Origin of the sequence: Neobacillus terrisolis, from assembly GCF_051233475.1 — a bacterium.
Lineage (GTDB): Bacteria > Bacillota > Bacilli > Bacillales > Cytobacillaceae > Bacillus_BU.
The window spans coordinates 1-7761 of sequence record NZ_JBKFGH010000054.1; the positions used below are offsets into that span (position 1 = coordinate 1).

Below are 7761 nucleotides of genomic sequence, written 5' to 3' on the forward strand. Positions count from 1 at the left end.
ACACTATTTCTCTTACTCATAGTGGACTCCTCCCCTTATGACTAAATTGTACTCCTACTAAATTTAGGTGTCCAAATTAGTAAGGGGGCTAAAAAGATATGAGACAAGTTTTCGATATATGCTCATATTTCCTTCGATATGGTCACCAGCCAATCCCCATAAAGTCTCACACAGTCCCTGCCTGAAACAAATACGCTAAAAATCACCCCTGCCTTTTGCAAAAAAGGGAACATTTAAAATATATGATTGTTAACCAGATATGTCAATCGGTTAACAAATTAATTTTTCCTTATTTAAATCCTGATATTTACAGGAATATTTTCTATATGTTAACCTTTTAAATAAAATAGTTAACAAAAACACGCAGCATTTAAAACCTACAAAAAATTTTAAACAAGGGGTTTGAACACTTTGATTGCTACACTTTCGCATTTACAAAAAACGGATTTACAACATGTTTGGCACCCATGTTCTCAAATGAAGGATTACGAGGAATTCCCACCTATTGTCATTAAAAGTGGGAAGGGAATTTACTTATACGATGAAAACGGCAAGGAATATATTGATGCCGTCTCTTCTTGGTGGGTCAATTTATTCGGACATGCAAATGAACGGATCAGCAGGGCGCTAGCGAATCAAGCCTTTCAACTGGAGCATGTTATTTTTGCCAATTTCACACATGAACCAGCAACACTACTTGCCGAAAAGCTTGTAAAAATTACGCCAGATGGCTTATCAAAGGTTTTCTTTGCCGATAACGGATCTTCCGCCATCGAAGTCGCTTTAAAAATGAGCTTTCAGTACCATCTTCAAAAGGGGAAAACAAATAAAAAACGCTTTTTAGCTTTTTCGGATGCTTATCATGGGGAAACACTTGGTGCATTATCAGTTGGTGGCGTCGGTCTTTATAGTGACATTTACCAGCCGCTTTTGCTTGATACATTGCGGGCACAGGGGCCGGACTGCTTTAGATGTCCTTTTCATGAAAGCCCCGCCCATTGCAACACTCCATGCATCTCTTCCGTCGAAGCGATGTTACAACAACATCATCAGGAAATAGCTGCTGTGATTATTGAACCGTTAATCCAGGCTGCAGCCGGAATGAAAATGTATCCTCCTGCCTTTTTAACTAAATTGAAGGAATTATGCAGTCAGTACGATGTTCATTTTATCGCAGATGAAATCGCGGTAGGATTTGGCCGGACCGGAACGATGTTCGCCTGTGAACAAGCAGGTATTACTCCAGATTTCATGTGCCTATCAAAAGGTCTCACCGGGGGATACCTACCATTGTCTGTTGTCCTCACCAATGATGAAGTCTATGATGCTTTTTATGATGATTATAAAAACAATAAGGCGTTCTTGCATTCGCATAGCTATACGGGAAATCCATTAGCCTGCCGGGTTGCACTCGAAGTTTTAAAAATTTTTGAAGAAGAAGAGTACATAAAAAAAATCCAACAGAAAAGTGCTTTTATGAGAGAACTGGCTTCAGAGACATTTCTTCAACACCCTAATGTAGGTGAATACCGACAAGTTGGAATGGTGGGCGCGATTGAATTAGTAAAAAACAAAGAAACGAAAGAACCTCTACCAAGCACAGAACGCGTCGGTTATAAAATTTATCAGATTGCCCTTGAAAAAGGCCTATTAATAAGACCTTTAGGCAACGTTCTCTACTTCATGCCGCCATACGTCATCGAAGAAAATGAAATCCGAACCATGATCAACAAAGCCAACCAAGCCATCGTCGAATATTTTTGAACAGGGGGACATCTCAAAAAAGGAGGCACAAGAACCGTCCCCTTGTCACCCCTTGTCACCCAAAAAAAGGAAGCACAAGAACCGTCCCCCTGTCACCTAAAATAATTTTAAATTGGGCAACTTAATTACAAGAACATTGTGGAGGATCCTTTATGGAACATAAACAGACGTCGGGGCTAATTTCTTTAGCTTCAGTACCATTGGTAATGACATTAGGCAATTCCATGTTGATTCCTGTATTACCGATTATGGAAAAGAAACTGGATATAACTCCATTTCAGTCTAGCTTAATCATTACAATTTATTCAGGTGTGGCCATCATCTTAATCCCGATTGCTGGGTATCTTTCCGACCGAATTGGAAGAAAAAAAGTGATTATCCCCAGTCTTATTGCAGCAGGAATAGGAGGTGTTATTTCCGGCTGGGCTTCATGGAAAATGAATGACCCTTATCTCATGATATTAGTCGGGAGGGTTCTTCAGGGAATTGGTGCAGCTGGAGCTAGCCCCATTGTTCTCCCACTGATCGGAGACATGTTTTGCGACGAAAAGGAGGTCAGCTCAGGTCTTGGATTAATTGAAACATCTAATACAGTTGGAAAAGTTTTAAGTCCGATCCTTGGAGCCTTCCTCGCGTCCATTTTCTGGTTTTTGCCTTTTTTAGCTTTCCCGATTTTTTGTTTGTTGTCGATCTTATTAGTTGGAATTTTTATTAAAGCTCCAAAAGAAAAAGAAGAACCTCCAAAATTCAAGGTGTTTTTGAATTCCATTAAGAACATCTTTAAACGAGATGCTCGTTGGTTATTTACAATTTTTACAGTCGGCGGCATTTGCATGTTTATCCTATTTGGAATGCTCTTTTATTTATCTTCCCTCCTTGAGGAAATTTATCATATTGAAGGTATAAAGAAAGGCGGAGTCTTAGCCATTCCACTTGCAGCATTATCACTTTCTTCCTATATAACAGGGAAAACGATTGGAGAAAATAAGAGCTTAATGAAGTGGATCACCTTTTTTGGACTGCTTCTATCCACACTTGCACTTTGGAGCACAAGTTTTTCAAAAAATATTTATTTCCTTATTACTACCCTCGCGGTAAGCGGGATTGGAATTGGAGCATCATTACCTTGTCTTGACGCTCTTATCACTAGTGGATTTAAAAAGAAAGAAAGAGGTACCGTTTCTTCGATATATAGTAGTATGAGGTTTGTTGGGGTCGCTTTGGGTCCACCGATTTTTGCTATACTTCGCGACTACTCACATAAATCGTTATTTTTTAGCGTTACAGGGATTTCAATCATTACTGCTATTCTTGCGTTATTTTTTATAAAACCGCCAAAACCGCAATCCGAAAAACGAGGGTTGTTTGAAAAGTACGAATCGTAGAGTAGATTTAAAAATGAATTAAAATTTCTGGGACTGATAAACGGGTCAGCCCCTTTTTCTATTTCATCAGGAATCCATTTTTGTCTAACAAATTTTAATTGCAAGTTGATATGCTTCGTATTTCCTTATAGATCGAGCACCAAGATCGTTTGGAAAAACATATTGGAATTCCCTGCTCCTGAGCCCTTCGTTTAATCGATTTGGATAGGTTGTGATTAATAAAATCCGTCAACACTAAAATGATGTCAATTTCACTTGGAATATGATTGCGAATCGATTGGGTTTTTCGGCCGTTAATGTGGAATACTTCTTGAAATCCCTGTCCTTCTAAATTTTTTGTAATATTACCGAGATGGTCTCCGCCTATAATTAACATTGATTTCAACTTTAGCACCTCCCTATCATTTGATTACTGTTGAGATTTGTAGCTAATCATTTTTAACGATCCAAAATCACCATGTGGATGGCTTTGAGATTGAAATCTTCGATATTCACTTTCCAGCTCTGTTAGGGATAACTCGAAAAGATGTTTATCTTCCTTTTTATAAACATTGAAAGCTATCAGTTTTTCGATTAATTTTTTTCGTCTTTTTTCCACAGCATTTCGAAGTATATCACTCACATGAATCACTCCTATCACTAGATTCATATTTACTTTTTGTCAGCCGTTTTTTTAAAAAAAGGCTCCCCATTTAAGAAAATTCATCTTAAATGGAAAGCCTCTAGTTTTTCTAGTCAGCACTTCAAATTTTATATTTCTTATCTGTAAAGTATGAATTGATTTCAAAAAATATATTTTCTTATTTACTTACATTTGCCGCCTGCTTTGCTTGCTGGCTAGCTTTTAAAGCAAAATCTAAATCCTCTAGAATATCTTCAATCGCTTCGGTTCCGATTGACAGACGAATTAATTCTGGTGTTACACCCGCTGCTCTTTGTTCTTCGTCTGTAAGCTGTTGATGGGTGGTGCTTGCAGGATGGATAATCAACGATTTCGAATCCCCAATATTGGCTAAATGAGAGAATAATTGGATGGAGTCGATTACTTTCTTGGCTGCCTCTAGTCCACCTTTTACACCAAAGGTTAAAATCGCCCCTTGCCCGTTAGGTAAATATTTTTGTGCTTTTGAGTAAGATGGATGACTCTTCAAGCCTGGATAGCTTACCCAATCGACCGCATCGTGTTTTTCTAAAAATTCCGCTGTCTTCAATGCATTTTGACTATGACGTTCAAGTCGAAGATGTAATGTTTCTAATCCTTGTAGCAACAGGAATGAGTTGAAAGGTGACAGCGCTGAACCAAGATCTCTTAATAGTTGAACGCGTGCCTTTGTAATATAAGCTGCATCCCCAACAGCATCTGTATAGACAAGGCCATGGTAGCTTGGATCCGGCTCAGTTAAACCAGGAAATTTCCCGCTCTTCTTCCAGTCGAATTTGCCGCTATCAACAATCACTCCGCCAATCGTTGTCCCATGCCCGCCAATAAATTTAGTTGCAGAGTGAACGACAATGTCTGCTCCAAATTCAATTGGTCGTAATAAATATGGGCTTGGTACAGTATTGTCAACAATAAGAGGAATTCCATTTTCATGGGCAATGTCCGCAACAGCTTGGATATCGAGGACATCTCCCTTTGGATTTCCAACTGATTCAGCATAAATTGCTTTTGTTTTTGGAGTAATCGCTTTTCTGAAGTTTTCCGGATCCTCTGGATCAACGAACTTCACATTAATTCCGAATTTTGCTAGTGTTGCCGAAAATAGATTATAGGTTCCACCGTATAAGCTGCTTGAAGAAACAATTTCATCTCCGGTTGAGGCAATATTGATAATGGCAAATGCTGTAGCTGATTGTCCTGACGAAACCCCAAGTGCTCCAATCCCGCCTTCTAAAGTAGCAACCCTTTGTTCAAATACATCTGTAGTTGGATTCATGATTCGGGAATATACATTTCCAGCTTCACTTAAATTAAATAAATTTGCTGCATGTTCACTATCATTAAATACGAAGGATGATGTTTGGTAAATCGGTACTGCACGTGAATTGGTAGCTGGATCCGGTTGCTGTCCTGCATGAATTGCCTTTGTTTCTAATCTTTGATTTCTTTCATTTGCCATTATAATTCCTCCCTTTTTTAAAAAACCAACTAAATTTATAGGGTTAATAAGTTTAGTTAATAATATATAATTACCCAATATTTGTCAACTGATTTTTCCTAATTTTTAGACTATTAATTCTGGTTATAAAAAAACTCCTTTTCGCATTGCGTAAGGAGCCTTTGGATGACCAATCAGCTTTCATGAACGGTACATTCTCTATTGAAATAGATCAATAGGTTATGACGCTATGTACCTTGAATATTCTTTATCCGTTCACTGCTTTTTTTCATACTAAATCTATATTTCTCGCCCTTTTCAATTTGGGTAATCTGCGAATCGTGAACAGTAATTTGCACTGTACCATACTCAATGTTTTCTAAAATGCTAATAATTTTATCGATCACTTCTTGATCAATTTTAGTTTTTGAAGACAACAAAATCCTCCCCTTTCAATAAACTAACCCGGTTTGTAAGCAAATCCTCAAGAGTGGTCCGTTCTAGTACATAGGCAATGGTGTCTCTGACTAAAGACCAAAGCGGCTTCAATTGGCAGCCTCCCTCTAAAGGGCATGGTTCATATTTTGTTATAGAAGCACACCCCATAGGAGACAATGGTCCTTCTAAATTTCGAACAACTTCACCAATATTTATTTCATTAGCCTTTTTATGAAGGAGGTATCCACCTCTGACGCCCCTTTTACTACTAACATAATCATGCTTTTTAAGTTGAAGCAGGATTTGTTCCAGATAACTAACCGTCACAAGTGTTTTTTCTGAAATTTCCTGTATGGTCATCACATTCCCTTGATGCTGCCCCAATGCTAATAAGGCACGTAATGCGTATTCCCCTTTACTGGATATCTTCATTTTTATTCCTCCTTCATAAAGTCGAGTATTTCAGTCGACTTTAAGGCGCGTTTTAGATTCTTATTTCAATATATAAGTCGAGTATTCTAGTCGACTTTTTGGCGCGTTTTAAATTTTGAAATTCGAAAGTCGAGTATTCTTGTCAACTTTCAGGCAAATTTATTTATAATTTTGAAGTCGAGTATTCCAGTCGACTTTTAGGCATTATTCAGCTATATTCCTAGTACTTTTTCGAGTTAATAGATTTGGAAGTTGTTTCCCTACGATTTTATTTACTGCAAAAAGAATGGCAGTTAACCAACCGATCAAAATGACTGCATATAAATATGGGTAAACTGACGAATCTTCAATCCATGTTGTAAAGAGTGTTCTAGAATTGACTAAGATAATAAACCCGCCAACCAGTACTCCCATTAGTTGCGGATGTACCTTTTGAACTAACCACGCTGCGATTGGAGCAGCGATTACTCCCCCAATAATTAAAGCCGTTACCCAAAACCAATTTACCTCAGACCAGCCCAAGGAAATGAAGAACCCAATCGAAGCGGATAATGCAATTGCAAACTCACTTGTATCAACGGTTCCGACCACTTTTCTCGCACTCATCCCATTTTTACTTAATAAAACAGGTGTGGCGATAGGTCCCCAGCCGCCTCCACCAGTTGCATCCATAAAACCGGCAATAAAACCTAACGGTATGGCTTGCTTTCGAGTAAGCGTTGCTTTTCCATTTTCAACAATAGGTTTGTAGTTTAATAAAAAACGAAATAGAACATAAAGACCAAGTAACAGTAGAAAAATGGAAACATAAGGTTTTGCCAAATTTCCAGGGATATTACTTAAGAATGTTGCACCTAAAAATGCACCTACAGAACCTGGCACGATTAATTTTAAAACCATGCTTTTATCAACATTTCCGAATTTAATATGAGAAACACCCGATGCCGCTGTTGTAAAGACTTCTGATAGGTGCACGGAAGCGGATGCAACGGCTGGTGCAATACTAAACGCTAGTAGTAAAGATGATGACGTAACTCCATAAGCCATCCCTAATGCACCATCGATCAACTGAGCTAAAAATCCAATAAAGGCAAAGACAATTAACTTTTTCATAAAAATCCTCCACATAAGTAATCTTTTTTACTTACACACTTTCGATTAATTTGGAAGACCTTCGGTTGACCGATCAGCGTTCCTTTAAATCATCTTAATTTTTAATTTATTTTAATACCTATAATTCCTACCTGTCAACTATATTTTATAGGAATTAATGGTTAATCACTTAATATCAGTGGAGAAAGGTTAGCAACAGCGATGAACTGTATTTTTTAAGGGGGTGTATTGGAATGGGGGTTGCATAATATTAAGGGATTAGCGATAACCTAGAGGATTTTCGTTCATAAGGGAATATTGGTGGTCCATATCGTAAGAAACATGAGCATATTTGGAAAACTTGTCTCATAAATTTTTAAGCTTGTCCGATATATTTCCAGACTTGGTCCATATATTTTCAAACTTGGTCTATATATTTTCAAAATTGGTCCATATCTTTTTAGCCCCCTTACTAATTTGGACACCTAAATTTAGTAGGAGTACAATTTAGTCATAAGGGGAGGAGTCCACTATGAGTAAGAGAAATAGTG

At 37.8% G+C, this 7761-nt stretch carries 8 protein-coding genes; 2 read left to right on the top strand and 6 right to left on the bottom strand.

The annotated features are described in order from the left end of the window. Positions 1-411 precede the first annotated feature (411 nt). Both bioA and ACI48O_RS22595 read left to right on the top strand, forming a co-directional pair. Positions 412-1764, top strand: a complete 1353-nt coding sequence (gene bioA / locus ACI48O_RS22590; protein ID WP_435564067.1) for an adenosylmethionine--8-amino-7-oxononanoate transaminase — start codon at positions 412-414, stop codon at positions 1762-1764. Positions 1765-1916: 152 nt separating this feature from the next. Beyond that, a complete protein-coding gene (locus ACI48O_RS22595) occupies positions 1917-3149 on the top strand; it encodes an MFS transporter (RefSeq protein ID WP_435564068.1) in 1233 nt (410 codons plus the stop codon). Positions 3150-3243: 94 nt separating this feature from the next. Here ACI48O_RS22595 and ACI48O_RS22600 read toward each other — a convergent pair whose 3' ends face one another. From ACI48O_RS22600 to ACI48O_RS22625, 6 genes are all read right to left on the bottom strand, one after another. After that, on the bottom strand, positions 3244-3525 hold the full coding sequence (locus ACI48O_RS22600; RefSeq protein ID WP_435564074.1) for a DUF2325 domain-containing protein: 282 nt from the start codon (positions 3523-3525) through the stop codon (positions 3244-3246). Between the two features lie 33 nt (positions 3526-3558). Beyond that, on the bottom strand, positions 3559-3771 hold the full coding sequence (locus ACI48O_RS22605) for a Fur-regulated basic protein FbpA (protein ID WP_435564069.1): 213 nt from the start codon (positions 3769-3771) through the stop codon (positions 3559-3561). Between the two features lie 178 nt (positions 3772-3949). Further along, positions 3950-5269 carry a homocysteine synthase gene (locus ACI48O_RS22610; protein ID WP_435564070.1) on the bottom strand — a complete coding sequence of 440 codons (1320 nt, stop codon included), beginning with the start codon at positions 5267-5269 and terminating at the stop codon, positions 3950-3952. 227 nt (positions 5270-5496) lie between these two features. After that, a complete protein-coding gene (locus ACI48O_RS22615) occupies positions 5497-5685 on the bottom strand; it encodes a YezD family protein (protein ID WP_435564071.1) in 189 nt (62 codons plus the stop codon). After that, a complete protein-coding gene (locus ACI48O_RS22620; protein ID WP_435564072.1) occupies positions 5669-6118 on the bottom strand; it encodes an RrF2 family transcriptional regulator in 450 nt (149 codons plus the stop codon). Before ACI48O_RS22620 ends, ACI48O_RS22615 begins: the two co-directional genes overlap by 17 nt. 204 nt (positions 6119-6322) lie before the next feature. Beyond that, positions 6323-7231, bottom strand: coding sequence for a sulfite exporter TauE/SafE family protein (locus ACI48O_RS22625; protein ID WP_435564073.1), 909 nt, complete (start codon positions 7229-7231; stop codon positions 6323-6325). Positions 7232-7761: the final 530 nt, after the last annotated feature.

Bases quoted from the DNA above. Each gene is read 5' to 3' on its own strand.
- ACI48O_RS22595 (WP_435564068.1), top strand. From the start codon at position 1,917: ATGGAACATAAACAGACGTCGGGGCTAATTTCTTTAGCTTCAGTACCA.
- ACI48O_RS22600 (WP_435564074.1), bottom strand. From the start codon at position 3,525: ATGTTAATTATAGGCGGAGACCATCTCGGTAATATTACAAAAAATTTA.
- ACI48O_RS22610 (WP_435564070.1), bottom strand. From the start codon at position 5,269: ATGGCAAATGAAAGAAATCAAAGATTAGAAACAAAGGCAATTCATGCA.
- ACI48O_RS22620 (WP_435564072.1), bottom strand. From the start codon at position 6,118: ATGAAGATATCCAGTAAAGGGGAATACGCATTACGTGCCTTATTAGCA.
- ACI48O_RS22625 (WP_435564073.1), bottom strand. From the start codon at position 7,231: ATGAAAAAGTTAATTGTCTTTGCCTTTATTGGATTTTTAGCTCAGTTG.